Annotated in this window: 14 protein-coding genes; 4 read left to right on the top strand and 10 right to left on the bottom strand. The window is 59.5% G+C overall.

Going from position 1 to position 14,443, the window contains the following annotated elements:
* Window positions 1-15: 15 nt before the first annotated feature.
* The 3 genes from AC1D1M_RS23385 to AC1D1M_RS23375 form a co-directional block, all read right to left on the bottom strand.
* Window positions 16-1,731 carry a proline--tRNA ligase gene (locus AC1D1M_RS23385; protein ID WP_477777436.1) on the bottom strand — a complete coding sequence of 572 codons (1,716 nt, stop codon included), beginning with the start codon at window positions 1,729-1,731 and terminating at the stop codon, window positions 16-18.
* Window positions 1,732-1,874: 143 nt separating this feature from the next.
* A complete protein-coding gene (locus AC1D1M_RS23380) occupies window positions 1,875-3,434 on the bottom strand; it encodes an AmpG family muropeptide MFS transporter (RefSeq protein ID WP_477777435.1) in 1,560 nt (519 codons plus the stop codon).
* A gap of 44 nt (window positions 3,435-3,478) precedes the next feature.
* A complete protein-coding gene (locus AC1D1M_RS23375) occupies window positions 3,479-3,832 on the bottom strand; it encodes an MGMT family protein (protein ID WP_223550277.1) in 354 nt (117 codons plus the stop codon).
* Between the two features lie 163 nt (window positions 3,833-3,995).
* Here AC1D1M_RS23375 and AC1D1M_RS23370 point away from each other — a divergent pair, with 163 nt between their 5' ends.
* Entirely contained in the window at window positions 3,996-5,003 is a 1,008-nt protein-coding gene (locus AC1D1M_RS23370; RefSeq protein ID WP_477777434.1) for a DUF481 domain-containing protein, read from the top strand.
* Between the two features lie 85 nt (window positions 5,004-5,088).
* Here AC1D1M_RS23370 and AC1D1M_RS23365 read toward each other — a convergent pair whose 3' ends face one another.
* On the bottom strand, window positions 5,089-5,298 hold the full coding sequence (locus tag AC1D1M_RS23365) for a cold-shock protein (RefSeq protein WP_002554837.1): 210 nt from the start codon (window positions 5,296-5,298) through the stop codon (window positions 5,089-5,091).
* A gap of 353 nt (window positions 5,299-5,651) precedes the next feature.
* Here AC1D1M_RS23365 and dcd point away from each other — a divergent pair, with 353 nt between their 5' ends.
* The 3 genes from dcd (at window position 5,652) to AC1D1M_RS23350 (ending at window position 7,162) form a co-directional block, all read left to right on the top strand.
* Window positions 5,652-6,218: a dCTP deaminase gene (gene dcd, locus AC1D1M_RS23360; protein WP_007904652.1), complete on the top strand. Its 567-nt coding sequence runs from the start codon at window positions 5,652-5,654 to the stop codon at window positions 6,216-6,218.
* A gap of 107 nt (window positions 6,219-6,325) precedes the next feature.
* Entirely contained in the window at window positions 6,326-6,535 is a 210-nt protein-coding gene (locus tag AC1D1M_RS23355) for a hypothetical protein (RefSeq protein ID WP_477777433.1), read from the top strand.
* A 246-nt stretch (window positions 6,536-6,781) separates the two neighbouring features.
* Entirely contained in the window at window positions 6,782-7,162 is a 381-nt protein-coding gene (locus tag AC1D1M_RS23350) for a hypothetical protein (RefSeq protein ID WP_477777432.1), read from the top strand.
* 55 nt (window positions 7,163-7,217) lie between these two features.
* Here the strand turns inward: AC1D1M_RS23350 and AC1D1M_RS23345 are convergent, their stop codons facing one another.
* The 6 genes from AC1D1M_RS23345 to AC1D1M_RS23320 all read right to left on the bottom strand — a co-directional run bounded on the left by AC1D1M_RS23345 (window position 7,218) and on the right by AC1D1M_RS23320 (window position 14,246).
* Window positions 7,218-7,982: an ABC transporter ATP-binding protein gene (locus tag AC1D1M_RS23345; RefSeq protein ID WP_095965070.1), complete on the bottom strand. Its 765-nt coding sequence runs from the start codon at window positions 7,980-7,982 to the stop codon at window positions 7,218-7,220.
* Between the two features lie 13 nt (window positions 7,983-7,995).
* Window positions 7,996-9,114: a succinylglutamate desuccinylase/aspartoacylase family protein gene (locus AC1D1M_RS23340; RefSeq protein ID WP_477777431.1), complete on the bottom strand. Its 1,119-nt coding sequence runs from the start codon at window positions 9,112-9,114 to the stop codon at window positions 7,996-7,998.
* Between the two features lie 27 nt (window positions 9,115-9,141).
* The gene (locus AC1D1M_RS23335; RefSeq protein ID WP_477777430.1) at window positions 9,142-9,852 is read right to left on the bottom strand and encodes an ABC transporter permease; all 711 of its coding nucleotides are present in this window, start codon (window positions 9,850-9,852) and stop codon (window positions 9,142-9,144) included.
* Complete coding sequence (locus AC1D1M_RS23330; RefSeq protein ID WP_477777429.1) at window positions 9,849-10,577, bottom strand: ABC transporter permease; 729 nt, start codon at window positions 10,575-10,577, stop codon at window positions 9,849-9,851. The genes AC1D1M_RS23335 and AC1D1M_RS23330 overlap by 4 nt, the downstream gene beginning before the upstream one ends.
* A gap of 56 nt (window positions 10,578-10,633) precedes the next feature.
* Window positions 10,634-11,416: a transporter substrate-binding domain-containing protein gene (locus AC1D1M_RS23325; protein ID WP_477777428.1), complete on the bottom strand. Its 783-nt coding sequence runs from the start codon at window positions 11,414-11,416 to the stop codon at window positions 10,634-10,636.
* Window positions 11,417-11,795: 379 nt separating this feature from the next.
* Window positions 11,796-14,246 (bottom strand): penicillin acylase family protein, encoded by a 2,451-nt coding sequence (locus AC1D1M_RS23320; RefSeq protein WP_477777427.1) that lies wholly within the window; start codon window positions 14,244-14,246, stop codon window positions 11,796-11,798.
* Between the last annotated feature and the right edge of the window lie 197 nt (window positions 14,247-14,443).

Below are 14,443 nucleotides of genomic sequence, written 5' to 3'. Positions count from 1 at the left end.
TCTCTATATCTGGTATCAGCGGCGGATGCGGGCCTGAAGGAAGGGCAGCACGTCGGCGACCGGTAGCGCTTGTGCGTCGGCCTCGGTGCGGCTCTTGTATTCCAGGTTGCCTTCGGCCAGGCCGCGGTCGCTGACCACGATCCGGTGTGGAATGCCGATCAGCTCCATGTCCGCGAACTTGATGCCCGGGCTGGTTTTCTTGTCGCGGTCATCGAGCAGCACTTCGAAGCCGGCAGCGGTGAGTTCCGCGTACAGCTTGTCGGTGGCTTCGCGAACCTGTTCGGTTTCGTAGCGCAGCGGCACCAGGGCAATCTGGAACGGCGCGAGAGTGTCGCTCCAGATGATCCCGTTTTCGTCGTTGTTCTGCTCGATGGCAGCCGCCACCACGCGAGACACACCGATGCCGTAGCAGCCCATTTCCAGGGTGACCGGCTTGCCGTTCTCGCCCAGCACTTCGCACTTCATCGCTTTGCTGTACTTGTTGCCCAGCTGGAAGATGTGCCCGACTTCGATGCCACGCTTGATTTCCAGGGTGCCTTTACCGTCCGGGCTCGGGTCGCCGGCCACGACGTTGCGCAGGTCGGCAACGGTCGGAACAGGCAAGTCGCGCTCCCAGTTCACGCCGAAGTAGTGTTTGTCGTCGATGTTGGCACCGATGCCGAAGTCGCTCATCAGTTCGACCGAACGGTCGATGATGATCGGCAGCGGCAGGTTCAACGGGCCGAGGGAACCGGCGCCGGCGCCGATGGCGTCGCGCAGTTCGCTTTCCGAGGCCATGACCAGAGGGCTGGCAACGCCTGGCTGGTTGGCGGCCTTGATTTCGTTCAGCTCATGGTCGCCACGGATGATCAGGGCAATCAGCTTGCCTTTCTCTTCAGCGTGCACCACGAGGGTCTTGATGGTTTTCTCGATCGGCAGGTTGAAGCCTTCGACCAGTTGCGCAATGGTCTTGGCATTCGGCGTGTCGACCAGGCGCAGTTCTTCAGTCGCAGCGGCGCGCGAGGTTTCCCGTGGCACGGCCTCGGCTTTCTCGATGTTCGCCGCGTAGTCGGAACCGTTACTGAAGACGATGTCGTCTTCGCCCGATTCGGCCAGAACGTGGAACTCGTGGGAGCCGGCGCCGCCGATGGAGCCGTTGTCGGCTTCAACAGGGCGGAACCTCAGGCCCAGACGGGTGAATACGTTGCAGTAGGCCTGGTGCATGCGGTCGTAGGTGACCTGCAGCGAAGGCTGGTCGGCGTGGAACGAGTAGGCATCCTTCATGATGAATTCGCGGCCGCGCATCAAGCCGAAGCGTGGGCGGATTTCGTCACGGAATTTGGTCTGGATCTGGTACAGGTTGATCGGCAGCTGCTTGTAGCTGCTCAACTCGTTGCGCATCAGATCGGTGATGACTTCTTCGTGGGTCGGGCCGGCGCAGAAGTCGCGACCGTGGCGATCCTTGAAGCGCAGCAATTCAGGGCCGTACTCTTCCCAGCGCCCGGATTCCTGCCACAGCTCAGCCGGTTGCGTGCTCGGCATCAACACTTCGAGAGAGCCGGCGGCGTTCATTTCTTCACGAACGACAGCTTCGACCTTGCGCATTACCCGCAAGCCCATCGGCAGCCAGGTGTACAGGCCCGAGGCGAGTTTGCGGATCATGCCGGCGCGTAGCATCAGCTGGTGGCTGATCACGACCGCGTCGGAAGGCGTTTCTTTTTGTGTGGCGAGCAAAAATTGACTGGTGCGCATGGTTGGCCGTTATCGATTGCTGATGACGAGAAATGACGGAGCATTGTACGGGCGAGATCCGCTGGCGTACAGGCGTGCGGTCGGTGGTGTGGCAGGAGGGCGTGATTCACACGGCCCTCCGCGATTCTTCCTGCGTAATGAACCTACGATTCTTCTGCGACGGGGGTCTGCACCGGTTCCGGTGTCGGTGTCGGACCTGCGCGGCGGTTCTCCTGGAACCAGTGCAAGGCGATCAACAGCAGGGTCGGGACGCCCAGCAAGGCGGTGATCAGGAAGAAGTTGTGGTAACCGAATTTTTCCACCATAACCCCGGAGTAGCCGCCGATCAGGCGCGGCAGCAACAGCATGATCGAGCTGAGCAGGGCGTATTGGGTGGCGGAGAACTTGAGGTTGGTCAGGCTCGACAGGTAGGCGACGAACGCCGAAGTCGCCAGGCCTGAACTGAAGTTGTCCAGGGAAATGGTCAGCACCAGCATGTTCAGGTTGGGGCCCATGTCGGCGAGCATCAGGAACAGGATGTTGGTCGCCGCGGATGCGACGCCGCCGATGAACAGGATCGGCAGAATGCCGAAACGCACGATCAGCAGGCCGCCCATGCCGGCGCCGACCAGGGTCATGATCAGGCCGAAAATCTTGCTGACACTGGCGATCTGGTCCTTGGTGAAGCCCTGGTCGATGTAGAACACGTTGGCCATCACCCCCATGACCGTATCGGACATCCGATAGGTGGCGATCAAGCCGAGCAGCAGCAGCGCTTGCCAGCGGTATCGCAGGATGAAGTCGTTGATAGGCGTGAGCACCGGTGCCAGGCCGCGACGGCCCATGGCCGAGAGGCACAGGGCGGTGAGCGTGATATAGAGGATGGCCCGCAGGAACGCGCGGTCTTCGAGCAGCAGGTCGAGCACGCTCACGCCTTCGAACAGTACGCTGGCGAAGTCGGTGTTGTAGAGCTGGGTGAACATGGCCGGCACGGACACCAGCAATATGATCAGCACGAACACCGAGGCCAGTTGATGCACGAAACTGTAGCGCCCGGCCTGCAGTTGCGTGCGTAACGGCACGGGTGGTTCGCGCATGAACAGGGAGGTCAGCAGTGCCGGGACCATTAGCGCCCCGAACAGGATGTAAGTGCCGGCCCAGGCCGAATGCTTGTAGTTGAAGCCGGTAGAACCAAAGCCTTCGGCGAAGTACAGCGCGCCTGCAGTAGCCAGCAGCGCAGCGACCCGGTAACCGGACATGTAGCTGGCGGCCAGGGCGGCCTGACGATTGTCTTCGGCGATTTCCAGGCGATAGGCGTCTACCGCAATATCCTGCGTCGCTGATGCGAAAGCGACGACCACGGCAATGGCGATCAGCCAGGACAAGTGCTTTTGCGGGTCGCAGAAACCCATCCCGATCAGGCCAAGGATGACCAGTGCCTGGGACAGCACGAGCCAGGATCGTCGTCGACCGAGTTTGCCGAGCAATGGCAGTCGCCATTGGTCGAGCAAGGGTGACCAGACCCATTTGAAGGCATATGCCAGGCCAATCAGGCTTGCATAACCAATGGTTTCACGCGCCACGCCGGCTTCACGCAGCCAGACCGAAAGCGTCGAAAACACCAGCATGTAGGGCAGGCCGGCGGCGAAACCAAGCAGCAACAGCACGAGTGTCGAAGGGCTGGCATAAGCGGCGAGCGCGGCGCGCCAGGTTTTACGGGGCATGGGCTGGAGTCTGCCTCAAGAAATACGGAAACAAAGCGCGCACTCTAACCGCTGTGCTCTACCGGACGCCAGCCATGGCGCTGAATATCAACACGATTATTCAGGATACTGATGCCCTCCATGCGTAATCGTGCGCGCTGCTCATCGCCCGAAGGGCTGCCGACCGGCAGGCTGATACGCCCGTTTGCGCCCAGAACGCGATGCCAGGGCAATTTGCTGTCGCTCGGCAATTGGCTGAGGGTGCGGCCGACCCAGCGCGCGGCGCGACCCAGTCCTGCAAGCTCGGCCAATTGACCGTAGCTGACGACTTTGCCCTCGGGAACTTGCGCCAGTGTCAGGTACAGCGCCGTGCGTCGGATTTGCGCCGCACTCTCGGGTTCATCGGTTGGATCGGTCACGTCCGTCAGTCCTGAAGAAGTTTGCTTTACCGTCTGTAGAGTAATTCTTGCACAGGAAGTTGAGAAATGAGCTCAACAGAAATAGTCGGGTAAGTCCTTGTCAGGGCCTTGTTCCTGCGGATAATGCCGACTTTTCTCGCAAGCCTGAGCCTGTATTTTGTTTATGTTGTCCAGATCTCTGCTGTGTCTCGCCGTCCTTGGTGCTTCCACTCCCTTGCTAGCCGATACCGTGTGGTTGAAGAACGGTGACAAGTTGAGCGGCAAGATCACGCTGTTCGATGGCGGCAAGCTGCTGATCCAGACCGAGTACGCCGGTGCGGTGACGATCGACTGGAAGCAGGTCAAGACCCTGGACAGCGATCAGGAGTTACTGGTCAAGCAGGATGCCTACAGTGGCGAGAAAGCCAAGTCGCTGAAAGCGGCGGACGCCGGCAAGGTCACGCTGGCCAACGGCGATGCACCGAAGACGGTCGAACTGGCGAGCATCCAGCAGATTCTCAAGCCAAAACCGGTGGTCGAGGATCTGGTGTGGAAAGGCAACGTCGATATCGCGCTGGATTATCAGCGGGCGGAAAACGACACTGATGACTACGACATCGATTTCAAGACGAGTGCGCGACACGGTCGCTGGCGGCATACCGCTGAAGGTGAATACAACCGTGAATTCCAGGACGACGTGGTGACCACGGACAACTGGCGGGCGGAGTACTCCATCGATCGATTCTTGACCGAGCAATGGTTCTGGCAGGGGCGCCTGGTCTACAAGCGCGACAAGGTCGAAGACCTTTCCCGGCAGCGCACCGTCGGTACCGGTCCCGGCTATCAGTTCTGGGATAACGAGCTCGGGGCGTTCTCCCTGGGCTCGCTGGTCAACCGTACGGACTTTGAGTTCTCCGATGGCAGCAAGGCCAATTTCTACGCACTGGCCATGACGTGGGATTACAACCGCTACCTGATCGGTAAGCGTGTCGAGTTCTTCACCAGTGGTGAGGTCGGCAAGCCGCTGTCGGGTGTGGCCGACTACGCACTCGATGCCGAGATGGGGTTGCGCTACAAGGTGACTGACTGGGCTTCGCTGAACCTGAAGGCGGAGCGGGACATCATCAGCGGCACCGACGATGCGGATCTGGACAAGACACGCTACACCGCAGGATTTGGCGTGACCTGGTAAGACGCTTTTTTACCTGTGAAAAACACACAGGCACAAAAAAGCCCCGCTGTTGAGGGCGGGGCTTTTTTACTAAAGCAAGTACAAGTTAGATAACTTGAACTTCTTCAGCTTGCATGCCTTTCTGACCGCGGGTAGCGATGAAAGAAACCTGTTGGCCTTCTTTCAGGCTTTTGAAGCCGTCGGACTGGATAGCTTTGAAGTGAACGAACAGGTCGTCACCGGATTGTGGAGTGATGAAGCCGAAGCCTTTTTCATCGTTGAACCACTTAACGGTACCGGTTTGGCGATTAGACATGGTGTAACTCCTTGAACAAAGATAACTGCGACTCAGGAAGAACCCTGGCCGAGACTGAGTGCAAAGAGCAGGAAAAATTCTTGTAGATGGTTGGATCGAAATTCAACATATCGTGTAGAGATTCTCAGTGACACAAGCAGCACAGTGACGCCACCTTAACCCTTTTTCCTGAACGTGCCAATGCTTCTTGCGCAGGTTTCTCTGTTTTAAGGATCGGCGGTGTGACGGTTCGTCGCCAGCGCCCGTAATTCCTGCCTGTTCGGCGAGAATTGCACCGCGGACTTTGAACCCGGCGGCGCGCCCGGTAAGATGCCGGACAGAATTTTTCGACCTCGCTATTCAGGACACCCGCCATGAGCATCAAATCGGACAAGTGGATTCGCCGCATGGCGCAGGAACACGGCATGATCGAGCCTTTCGTCGAGCGCCAGGTGCGCGGCAGCGACGATAGCCGTGTGATCTCCTACGGCGTGTCGAGCTACGGCTACGATGTGCGTTGCACCAATCATTTCAAGGTGTTCACCAACATCAATTCGGCCATCGTCGACCCGAAGAACTTCGACGCCGGCAGCTTCGTCGACATCCACAGCGACGTGTGCATCATTCCGCCGAACTCCTTCGCCCTGGCCAGCACCGTCGAATATTTCCGCATTCCGCGTAACGTTTTGACCATTTGCCTGGGTAAAAGCACCTATGCGCGCTGCGGCATCATCGTCAACGTCACGCCGCTCGAGCCTGAGTGGGAAGGTCACGTGACCCTGGAGTTCTCCAACACCACCAATCTGCCGGCGAAAATCTACGCCAACGAAGGTGTGGCGCAGATGCTGTTCCTTGAGTCTGACGAAGAATGTGAAGTGTCCTACAAGGACCGTGGCGGCAAGTATCAGGGCCAGCGTGGCGTGACCCTGCCTCGCACCTGAGTCAACCGTCTGACAAATGCCGTGAATTCCTGAGCGGGCGTACACTCTATGGGGTGTACTGTTCCGATCCGCGCAAGGTGGGTCGGGCCATCGCTCAGGAGTGCCGAATGAAGATCGATCCGCGAATCAGTGCCGAACTGGCAAGGCTTGAACCCAATCAGGTTGGCGTTCTGGCCTGGTCCCTGTTGGCACATCCGCCCGTCAGTATGGCGGGGGGCATCCCCGGTCAGCCTGACCCCGATACCCCGAACGAACAGCCTAACGAGCCAGGTGAGCCGAACCTTCCGGATGAACCACCGCCTGCGCCTGTCGCCTGATTTTCGATTTCCGCCATTCATGGCCGGTGAACTGTGCTTGTTGTCTTCAGCAAGCAGGCCTGTGCTTGTTGTTGCTATTGACGAACTTAGCGTCTGAATCGGCCTGCACATATTCGGAAGTAACTGTGTCTGTCGGGGAAACCAATCGACGGGCACGGTCGTGGTTCTATCCGCGAACTGCGCGCCCTGGGGCCGATGGCAGAGGGCGTCAGACAGTTAACTACGAATATGAAAAGGAACATTCAGATGAGTGCAAATCGATCGGGACATTTGAGTGCCGATGTAATCACGGCAGACGGCTCCATGCAGTTTCGCGTAACGGATGGGCTCGATTTCTATCAGCGGTCAGACATTCATTGCATTGACGCGGATAACGGTCAGGGGACAGCGTTTTACGTGTACTTGCCGATGGGCATCCAGAGTGGCAGCTTCAGCCTGGGGCTCAACGAGGGATCTCCCATGGTCATTCACGTGATCGGCAACTCGGAGGCAGAGCTTTATCCAGGAACGCTCGAGTTGACGGTGGGAGGTGACGCGCAGTTTGTCGGACGCTTCAGTGGGACGGACGCTAATGGTCTGCAAGTGAAAAATGGCAGTTTCAGGCTGGAAAACGAAGCGGCGGCATAACGGTTGATTGATAGTGGAAGCCGGGCACCCCGGCTTCCACTTCACCTCAGTGCGGCTATTTCAGGTTGCCGCTTAGGAACTGCTTCAACCGCTCGCTTTTCGGGTTGCCCAGCACGTCTTCCGGCGCGCCTTCTTCCTCAACCAGGCCCTGGTGCAGAAACAGCACCTGGCTCGACACTTTGCGGGCGAAGCTCATTTCGTGGGTCACCATGATCATGGTCCGGCCTTCTTCGGCCAGGCCCTGGATCACCTTGAGCACTTCACCCACCAGTTCCGGGTCCAGCGCCGAGGTCGGTTCGTCAAACAGCATAACTTCCGGCTCCATCGCCAACGCGCGAGCAATGGCGACACGCTGTTGCTGACCGCCGGACAGGAATGCCGGGTATTGGTCCGCCACGCGGGACGCCAGACCCACCTTGTCGAGGTAGCGCCGGGCGCGGTCCTCGGCTTCTTTCCTGTCGCACCCCAGCACCCGGCGCGGGGCCATGGTGATGTTTTCCAGCACCGTCATGTGGCTCCACAGGTTGAAGTGCTGGAACACCATGGCCAGGCGGGTGCGAATCCGCTGCAGTTCATCGGCGTCGGCCACGTGCATGCCGTGGCGGTCCTTGATCATGCGGATGTTCTGCCCGTCGAGGCTCATGGCGCCGTCGTTGGGTTGTTCCAGGAAGTTGATGCAACGCAGAAAGGTACTTTTACCCGAGCCGCTGGCGCCGATCAGGCTGATGACGTCGCCGGTCTTGGCCTTGAGCGAAACACCTTTGAGGACTTCATGGTCGCCATAGCTTTTATGCAGGCCTTCGATGGTCAATTTGTACATGGGGCATGCATCCTCAAGGCGAAAGTAGATAGCCGCTGCGATAGGCTTCGGTGCCCGCGACGTGGGCGATTACCATGCCGGCAGTGGCCATGCGGCGCAGCGAGCGGGCGTACATCAACCCGGCGGCGGAGCAATGAACAGGGGTGACGCGATCGCTGATCGGGTCAATGATTTCGGCGATCAGTTGCCCGGCTTCCAGGTACTGGCCGGGCAGCGCGGTGAACACCAGCAGCCCGCCGACGGGCGTGGCCACCGGTTCTACACCGGCCAGCGGTGTCGCCGGATAGGGCAGGTCGGGCAGGGGGGCGGGTTCGCCGGCGATCGCACCGAAATGGATCAGGTAATTGATCAGTGCCTGGCAATCGAGGCTCGCCAGCGGGTGATTGACGTCGCCCTGACCGCGCAATTCGACGGTCACCGAAAAACTGCCCGGCGGAATGTCGAAGTGCTCGCCGAAGCGCTCCTTCAGCTGCCACCAGAGCAGGGTGAAGCATTCGTCGAACGACTGGCCACCGGAATCGGTTGCCAGCAGGCTGGCTTCGGCGCCGATGTAGCGGGCCAGCGGCTCGACCTGCGGCCAGGCATCCGGCGTGGTGTAGAGGTGAGCGACCGCTTCGAAGTCGCAATGCAGGTCGAGCACCATATCGGCATCGCAGGCCAGCCGTTGCAGGGTCAGGCGCTGGGATTGCAATTGGGTGTCGGCGGTCTGCCGGGCCAGCGCATCGCGCAGGCTGCTGCGGATCAATTGCTGATTGTGCTGCGGATCGTCACCGAGCTTGCCTTCAATCGCGTTGCCGACTTCTTCACTGAGGTCGACGAACCAGCGGTTGAAGTTCTGGCCGCTTTCCAGCTCGTAGCGGCCCAGCGGCACATCCATCAGCACCTGTTCCAGGCCCACCGGATTGGCGATGGGCACCAGCACGATTTCGCTGCGCAGGCGACCGGCGGCTTCCAGCTCCGCCAGGCGTTGCTTGAGGTGCCAGGCCACCAGCATGCCGGGCATTTCGTCGGCGTGCAGGGAGGCCTGGATGTAGATCTTGCCGTTGGCCGGTTGTGGGCCGAAGTGAAAACTGTGGATCTGTCGCGCGGTCCCCGGCAGCGGGGCCAGGAGGTCATGTTTCTGGTGGCGCATCTGTTGTTTCCTGAAGCTGGTTGAGTCCTAGTGGGTCGGCCCGAGGAAGGCCAGCCATCGGCGTTCGGCAAGGCGAAACAGGCCGACCAGCGCAAAAGTGACGGTCAGGTAGATCAGCGCGGCGATGCCGAACGACTGGAAGGTCAGGAATGTCGCCGAGTTGGCGTCCCGCGCGACTTTCAGAATGTCCGGGATGGTCGCGGTGAAGGCCACGGTGGTCGAGTGCAGCATCAGAATCACTTCGTTGCTGTAATACGGCAACGAACGACGCAGGGCCGATGGCATGATCACGTAGGCGTACAGCTTCCAGCCTGTCAGGCCGTAAGCCTTGGCCGCTTCCACTTCACCGTGGGCCATGCTGCGGATTGCCCCGGCGAAAATCTCCGTGGTGTAGGCGCAGGTGTTCAGGGCGAAGGCCAGGATCGTGCAGTTCATCGCATCGCGAAAGAATGCGTCCAGTACTGGCTGAGCTCGAATGGCGGCCAGGCTGTAGATCCCGGTGTAGCAGATCAGCAGCTGGATATACAACGGCGTGCCACGGAACAGGTAGGTGTAGAACTGCACCGGCAAGCGAATGTAGAAGCGCGGTGAAACCCGGGCGATAGACAGCGGAATCGAGACGATGAAACCGAAGAATATCGATGCACTGAGCAACCACATGGTCATGGCCAGACCGGTGATGTTGTTGCCGTCGCTGTAAAGGAAGGGTTTCCAGTATTCCTGCAGGAGTTCGATCATCGTACGGCCTCCCGGGTACCGGCGGAGTAACGACGTTCGAGCCAGCGCAGAATGAAGTTGGACGCGCTGGTGATCACCAGATAGATCAGCGCTGCAAGTACCAGGAAGTAAAACAGCTGATAGCTGCTTTTGCCGGCGTCCTGGGCAGCCTTGACCAGATCGGCGAGGCCGATGATCGACACAAGCGCAGTGGCCTTGAGCATCACCATCCAGTTGTTACCGATACCCGGCAGGGCATAACGCATCATCTGCGGGAACACCACGATCCAGAAACGCTGGCCGCGCTTGAGGCCATAGGCGGTGGCCGCTTCGACCTGACCCCGTGGGACGGCGAGAATCGCGCCACGGAAGGTTTCGGTGAAATACGCACCGTAGATGAAGCCAAGGGTGATGACCCCGGCGCTGAACGGGTTGATCTCGATGTATTCCCATTCCATGTAATCGGTAAACGAGGTCAGCCAGGTTTGCAGGCTGTAGAAAATCAGCAGCATCAGGACCAGGTCCGGAACGCCGCGAATGAGTGTGGTGTAAAACTGGGCAGGCACGCGCATCAGTTTGACTTTTGACAGCTTGGCACTGGCGCCGAGCAGCCCGAGCAACACGGCTACCAACAGCGACAACGCCGACAACTTGATCGTCATCCAGGTGCCTTGCATCAGCAGCGGACCGAAGCCCTTGAGGCTGAAGGCAGAGAGCCCCAGATTTTCTAGTAGGTTTTCGAACATAAATCAGCAACCTGATCGGATGAAAAAAGCGCCCATCGAGAGATGGGCGCCGGGCATTATTTGCCGCTGTACAGATTCAGATCGCCAAAGTGTTTCTTCTGAATGGTGGCGTAGGTGCCATCATCGTGTAACGCTTTGATACCTTTATCCAAAAGTGCTTTCAGCTCGGTGTTACCTTTCTTAATACCGACCGCTGTTTTGGCCGGCAGCAGTTCATTGTCGACCGGCTTGCTGACTTCGTAGTCGGCACCCTGTGGCGACTTCAGGAAGCCCAGTTCGGCTTGCAGCATGTCCTGGATCCCTGCATCGAGACGACCGGAAGTCAAGTCGGCGTAGACCTGATCCTGGTTGGCGTAGGCCTGGGTTTTTACGCCGGCCTTGTCCAGAATGGCTTTGGCATAGGCTTCCTGAATGGTGCCTTGTTCGTAGCCGACGGTTTTGCCCTTGAGGGACGCGACGTCTGCGGTCACGCCGGAACCTTTCTTGGACACGTAAGCGGTTGGGCCGGAAAACAGCTCGCTGGAGAAGTCGATGACTTTTTCACGGGCCGGGGTCACGGTCATCGACGAGATCACACCGTCGAATTTATTGGCTTTGAGGCTCGGAATCATGCCATCGAAGTCACTTTCGACCCACTTGCACTTGACCTTCAGTTCGGCGCAGATCGCGTTGCCCAGATCGATGTCAAAGCCTACCAGGCTGCCATCGGCCGCTTTCGATTCGAACGGTGCGTAGGAAGGGTCAACGCCGAAACGCAGTTCTTTGTATTCCTTCGCCATGGCGGAGCCAGCAGCCATGCACAACGCCAGTGCAGAAAGGGTCAGCAATGCTTTTTTCATTATTCAATCCCTAAAAACCAATATGAGCGCTTGTGGCGCAGAATTATTGTTACTGGAAAGCGTAAGACCTGTTGAAAGTAGCAATTTCCGAACCAGAGTGCCGAACAAGCGTTTTAAAAGGTGCTTGGAAATGGCCGGAGACAGATTTATGCACGAAAACGGGCGCAGGGAAATGGGTGCACCAAATCATCTCGCCACAAAAAACGGTTTGACTGAGCCGGGTCACCAGGCTCTCTACCTCGTCGACACGACTTGTCCTTGCGTCAGCGCAACGGCGATAGCGATGGCGATTCAACATTCAACCTCTATTTTGAATGTTGAATCGCTATCGTCGGAACGCCGCCCGGAGCCGGCTCGCTCCCACAGGTAAAGATCTGGGTTACTTTCCTGGCGTCAGCGTCAACCGCGCCTTGCCATAGGCGTTGTCGAAGTTCTGCGGCTGCATTGGCAGGCTCATGTACTGGCCCTTGAGCCACGGTTCGATGCTGTTGAGGTAGTTCGGGCTGGCCGGGTTGCCGGACTGACCGGTGCCGTTCTGCGCCATCAGCGGCTCGGACTGGCCGAAGTCGACGATAAAGCGCATGGCTGGCGCCAGCGTGGTGTTGAAGTCCTGGCCCCAGGCGAAGGCAGCGGTATTGAGCGTAGTGTGATCGCCACCGGCCGGCAGCGGTCCGCGTACGGTCTGGCCGCTGCTGTTCTTCCATTCATAGCGATGCAGTTTGCCCCACTGCCAGGCTTTGTGATCGCTACCCAACTGGCTGTCGCCTGCGCTGATCGCTGCGGCGAGGCTGCGGGCGAGGATCGCCGGTTTGTCTTCTTTCTGCGCGGTGCGCACGTCATCCCAGAACGGGCTGTCTTCACGCCCCAGCAAGTGATCGGCCTGGGCTGCGTAGGACAATTTGCCGTCGGCGACAAAGGCCTTCCACGCCGGGCTGCTTTCCGGACCCAGTTCATCGAGGAAGATCTGCCGGGTGCTTTCCTGCAGGAACAGTTCGTAGATTGCCGCGTCGGTGGAGGTCGGGCTGAGCTTGCCGTCGAACGCCATCAAACGGCTGTAGGCTTCGTGTGCCTTGGCGCGATCGGCCGCGGGCAAGGCGTCGATAGCTTGTTTGAGCGGCTGGGCCATGCCCGGCGCTTCAAACATTCTCTTCAGCTTGGTAGCGAAGGTAGTGGTCTGGTCGTATTGCATGGCGATCAGGCTGCGGCTGTCGTGTTTGCCTGCGCCGGCCAGTTCGGCCAGACGCTCGCCACGCTCCGGAGCGGCCCAGGAATTGGACAATTGCATGCCGTAGCCATGGGGAATGACCCGCTGGTTGGCAGTGCCGAGCCAGCCTTGGGCCGGGTCCTGATCGTACGGGTGCAGCATCGGGTCGGCGTAACCGTCCCAATCGTAACGACCTTCCCAACCCGGCGAAGGCAGCAGACCTTCGCCTTCGCGGCGGTTGGGGTAACGACCGGTGACTTGCCAGCCGATGTGACTGGCATCGGCGAACACAAGGTTCAGCGCGATGGCGCGGATTTCGCGGCTGGCATCCGAGGCCTTCTCGACGCTCTGGGCGCGGGACAGGTCGAAGAACGCGTCCAGGCTCTTGTCGTCGGTGAAGCTCGGTGTTTGCAAGGCCAGGCCGAACCCATTGGCCAGCGTGGTGCCCTGGGCGCTGTTGAGCAGCGGGCCATGGCGGGTTTCGTATACCGCTTCGCGAATCGGCCGCTGGCCTTTGACGAAATAGGTTTCGTTGCGCACGATCGCCGGCTGCCACTTCCCGGCGTTTTCGTAGGTGAGCCCGTTGCCCTGGCGTTTGATCTTCTCCAGGAACAGGTCCTGGTTGTCGCCCATCACGGACGTCATACTCCACGCCACCTTGCCGTTGAAACCACCCAGCACCATCGGCAGGCCCGCGATGGTCACGCCGGACGCCTGATACTTCGGCGTGCGAATCTGCACATAACTGAACAGCGAAGGCACGCCCAGCGGGCCGTGACTGTCACTGGCCAACAGGCTCTTGCCGCTGCGGCTGCGTTGCGGGGCGATGGCCCAGTTGTTCGACGAGGTGGCGCCCAGCAGGTTGAGGTCCGACAGTTGCCCGGTGGCTTTGCTGAGTTCGACCAGCCCCGGCACTTGCCCGTTGAGCTTGATGCCTTGCAGTTTTTCGCTTTCGGCGGCCGGCAGTTTTTCGTCGGGAGCCGACGGCGTCAGCCACGCCAGTTTGTCGGTGGTGACGGTCTGGGCCAGTACCAGCGAGGAAATTTCTTCGGGCAGGTTGGTCGACTGGCTGAAGTTCAACAGGCAGAAAATCAGCGCCGAATCTTCCGGCTGCCAGTACTCAGGCTTGTAGCCGCTGCCCGCCAGATCCGCCGGCAGTTTGTCGCGGTAGCGGAACAGGTAGGCGTTGACGCCCCGCGCATATACCTCGAAGAAACGCTTGAGGCGCGGCGAAGAAGCCTTGTACAACTCGCCAGCACTTTTCTTCAGGTTGATCGCCCGCATGTAGCGGTCGGCATCCAGCAGGTCGGCACCGTGCATCTCGGCCAAACGGCCCTGGGCCAGCAGGCGCAGGGTGACCATCTGCGTGATGCGGTCGCTGGCATGCACGTATCCGAGGGTGAACAGCGCGTCGTGGAAGCTGTTGCTTTCGATCAGCGGCATGCCCATGGCATTGCGGCGCACCGAAACGCTCTGCGCCAGGCCCTTGAGTGGTTGTACGCCAGAGGTCGGCGGGAGGGTGTCCTGGGCGTTGAAGCTCTGACAACCGGTCAGGCTCAAGACACCGGTCACTGCTGCGGCAACGCCGAACCGGGGTAGAAAATGAGTAAGGGCTGGCGAGGCCATGGCAAAGCTCCTGCGGGGGTGGTGGCGCAATAAAGGCGCTACGTTAGTGAGCAGGCGATGGCCGCGCAAGCGGGGTAAGAGGTTATTTCAGGATTTGTCAAAGATCGCAGCCTTCGGCAGCTCCTGCAGAGAAACGCCGACCTCGCGTAGGAGCTGCCGAAGGCTGCGATCTTTTGATCCTCAACAGTGGCTTGCCA

The sequence above is a fragment of the Pseudomonas sp. P1_F7 genome (genome assembly GCF_056405655.1).
Note: the sequence above shows the minus strand (reverse complement) of the source record. Positions and strands in the feature narration are given on the sequence as shown.

Coding starts and splice junctions, on each gene's coding strand:
- AC1D1M_RS23385 (WP_477777436.1), bottom strand. CDS start 1,731: ATGCGCACCAGTCAATTTTTGCTCGCCACACAAAAAGAAACGCCTTCC.
- AC1D1M_RS23365 (WP_002554837.1), bottom strand. CDS start 5,298: ATGTCTAATCGCCAAACCGGTACCGTTAAGTGGTTCAACGATGAAAAA.
- AC1D1M_RS23335 (WP_477777430.1), bottom strand. CDS start 9,852: ATGATCGAACTCCTGCAGGAATACTGGAAACCCTTCCTTTACAGCGAC.
- AC1D1M_RS23330 (WP_477777429.1), bottom strand. CDS start 10,577: ATGTTCGAAAACCTACTAGAAAATCTGGGGCTCTCTGCCTTCAGCCTC.
- AC1D1M_RS23325 (WP_477777428.1), bottom strand. CDS start 11,416: ATGAAAAAAGCATTGCTGACCCTTTCTGCACTGGCGTTGTGCATGGCT.
- AC1D1M_RS23340 (WP_477777431.1), bottom strand. CDS start 9,114: ATGCGCCACCAGAAACATGACCTCCTGGCCCCGCTGCCGGGGACCGCG.
- dcd (WP_007904652.1), top strand. CDS start 5,652: ATGAGCATCAAATCGGACAAGTGGATTCGCCGCATGGCGCAGGAACAC.
- AC1D1M_RS23320 (WP_477777427.1), bottom strand. CDS start 14,246: ATGGCCTCGCCAGCCCTTACTCATTTTCTACCCCGGTTCGGCGTTGCC.
- AC1D1M_RS23380 (WP_477777435.1), bottom strand. CDS start 3,434: ATGCCCCGTAAAACCTGGCGCGCCGCGCTCGCCGCTTATGCCAGCCCT.
- AC1D1M_RS23345 (WP_095965070.1), bottom strand. CDS start 7,982: ATGTACAAATTGACCATCGAAGGCCTGCATAAAAGCTATGGCGACCAT.
- AC1D1M_RS23350 (WP_477777432.1), top strand. CDS start 6,782: ATGAGTGCAAATCGATCGGGACATTTGAGTGCCGATGTAATCACGGCA.
- AC1D1M_RS23370 (WP_477777434.1), top strand. CDS start 3,996: ATGTTGTCCAGATCTCTGCTGTGTCTCGCCGTCCTTGGTGCTTCCACT.
- AC1D1M_RS23355 (WP_477777433.1), top strand. CDS start 6,326: ATGAAGATCGATCCGCGAATCAGTGCCGAACTGGCAAGGCTTGAACCC.